Source organism: Cysteiniphilum halobium (genome assembly GCF_003574425.1).
Classification (GTDB): domain Bacteria; phylum Pseudomonadota; class Gammaproteobacteria; order Francisellales; family Francisellaceae; genus Caedibacter; species Caedibacter halobius.
On sequence record NZ_QLIU01000095.1, the window covers coordinates 1 to 1,000 of the forward strand.

A 1,000-nucleotide genomic window follows, 5' to 3' on the forward strand; every position below is an offset into this window, starting at 1 on the left:
AATTATCTATGGTTTAGGTATACAAGGCGTGCATTACCAAGAGCCTGCACGTCAGACGAACCAATCAGGTCAAGATGATGACGGACATGACTTTTCAATAGCATTATCTCCTTATATATTAGCAACAGCAAAGTGGGGGGTCCAGTATCAAAATGCACCTACATTTGGTTACCTATTACCAAATAGTTCTGCAACTGATAATAACGGTGTTATTACACCAAATAACAGTTATTTTTATTATGTTAGCCAAGGAGTCAAAGCAGGAAAAAATATAGAATCAGCTAAACAAGCCAATAATTTTATAGGGGTTATGCGCTACGATAGATATGGTGCAAATGCAGGCGCAGATGTTACACATGGGTTCACCAATCCATTATCAGATTATAAAACTGTGGTGCCAACCTATATCACTATGGAAAACAATCATTATATTACCGCAAAGACACCAAAGATGGTGCCAATTTCACAAGCACGTTATCAGATTGCAGGTCAAACTTGTAGTGTTGCTCAGATGTTTCCAACGGATGGTTTAGCGCTGGAGGATGCATCAAGATGTAAATTAAGCTTAGTCTTATCTCCGAGCAATCAATATAATGCTAATATATCAAATGTCGCGGTTAACGTTTATGCTAATGGGTTAGACCAGGGCACCTTTTATGCACAATTAATTGCATATAAGGCGAATGGTGATCGAGTTGTTGTAAAGCCTACAACGTATCCTCACCTGATGTTTTTGTATCGTCATTTATTTTTCTATCGAGGTGCATCGACGGACCAAGCTGGCAGTGACGGGCATTCTATTATTACCAACTATGTGACAGACAGTCATTTAAGTCATGAAATTGAGATATCAAGAACACCGGGGTCATATGTCACAGAAGGTCAGGATGCATATACTCCACAAGATAAAGATGAAAACCATTTCTATTTAAGTACATTTAATGATTATGTAAATGGGAGTCAACAAGCAGAGCCTATTTCAGATCGGCAGAGCATACGT

The 1,000-nt window shown here is 38.6% G+C and carries 1 protein-coding gene; it reads left to right on the plus strand.

Going from position 1 to position 1,000, the window contains the following annotated elements; genetic code table 11:
* Positions 1 to 1,000, plus strand: a 1,000-nt coding sequence (locus tag DNK85_RS11045) for a hypothetical protein (RefSeq protein WP_162896704.1), incomplete at both ends; no start/stop codon positions are given.